The sequence below is a fragment of the Pseudomonas sp. 50_B genome (assembly GCF_017491625.1).
In the GTDB taxonomy this organism is placed as follows: Bacteria; Pseudomonadota; Gammaproteobacteria; order Pseudomonadales; family Pseudomonadaceae; genus Aquipseudomonas; species Aquipseudomonas danubii.
The window spans coordinates 1-530 of sequence record NZ_JAFGYX010000089.1 but is presented as its reverse complement, the minus strand read 5'-3'; the positions used below and the strand labels follow the sequence as shown (position 1 = coordinate 530).

2 protein-coding genes are annotated in these 530 nt (G+C 61.1%); both read left to right on the top strand.

The genetic code is table 11. The annotated features are described in order from the left end of the window. Positions 1–254: hypothetical protein (locus tag J5M73_RS31035; protein WP_207816877.1), on the top strand; the 254-nt coding region annotated here is incomplete at its 5' end. Beyond that, the coding region (locus tag J5M73_RS31030) for a hypothetical protein (protein ID WP_207816876.1) at positions 251–530 on the top strand (280 nt) is incomplete at its 3' end. The genes J5M73_RS31035 and J5M73_RS31030, both read left to right, overlap by 4 nt.

Genomic DNA, 530 nt, shown 5'->3' with positions numbered 1-530 from the left:
CTTGGAAGGTCATGGGGGTGGTGTTGCTGTATGGCTGCGTATCATGGGTTGCTTCCGCTGCGGCCAAGCTGGTGTTCGGCACGGTCTTCGGGCTGCTGATCGGCGGTGAGGGGCAGTTGAGCGTTGCGACCGTGTTGACCCAAATCGCTGTGGCCGCCGTGTCGACGATCTTTTCGCTGCTGGCGGTCGCGTTCGTCGCCAAACTCTATCTTGCGGCGCGTGATGCGCGTGAGGCGATCGTCGAGGTTTCATGAAACTCAATGTGGCAGGCATCCTTCGCGATGCCTGGGCGATGGCCAAGCGGGATTCCGAACTGCTGCTCGGTATAGCGGGCGTCTTCTTGTTCATTCCCGATCTGGCGGGGGCCATTTATGTCGCTCCCGCGCCCGCTCCACCGGCGGTCGTGGATCAGACGTCGGCGGATCTCTGGCTCAAGCAACTTGGCGTATGGGGCCAGCAATATGAGTTGCTGGTGATCGTGCTCAGCCTGCTGTCGCTGTTCGGGGTGCTGGCGCTGTTCGTCGTGTATA